Source organism: Acinetobacter sp. GRABPA_MV_2 (assembly GCF_056725885.1).
Genome location: NZ_JBWZNA010000079.1, coordinates 1 through 296, shown reverse-complemented (window position 1 = coordinate 296; position 296 = coordinate 1). Strand labels below are relative to the sequence as shown.

Below are 296 nucleotides of genomic sequence, written 5' to 3'. Positions count from 1 at the left end.
CCGAGGTTCGACAGGCCATCTGTTGAAGCTTCTGCACCACCACTTAAAGTCAGTGAGTTACTGTAGCCGTATCTGATCGCACCTGAGGCAAAGGTGGCATCATCATAATCGTTTGAATACAGCCCATAGTTGTAGCGTGGAATACCGACATCTACTGAAAACTCATTTATGCCTTTTGCCAGAATCTTGGATGAAAAATAGTACGGCTTTTTGGTAATGCTCTGCTTTCCGGTTGCATCGGTAGTCACAAGGGTGACTTCATTTCCTGAAATAAATGGGAGCTGTTTAATATCAAA

Annotated in this window: 1 pseudogene; it reads right to left on the bottom strand. The window is 43.6% G+C overall.

What is annotated here, in order from left to right:
* A pseudogene (locus ACXM0J_RS18905) lies at positions 1-296 on the bottom strand (fimbria/pilus outer membrane usher protein); the annotation flags it as partial.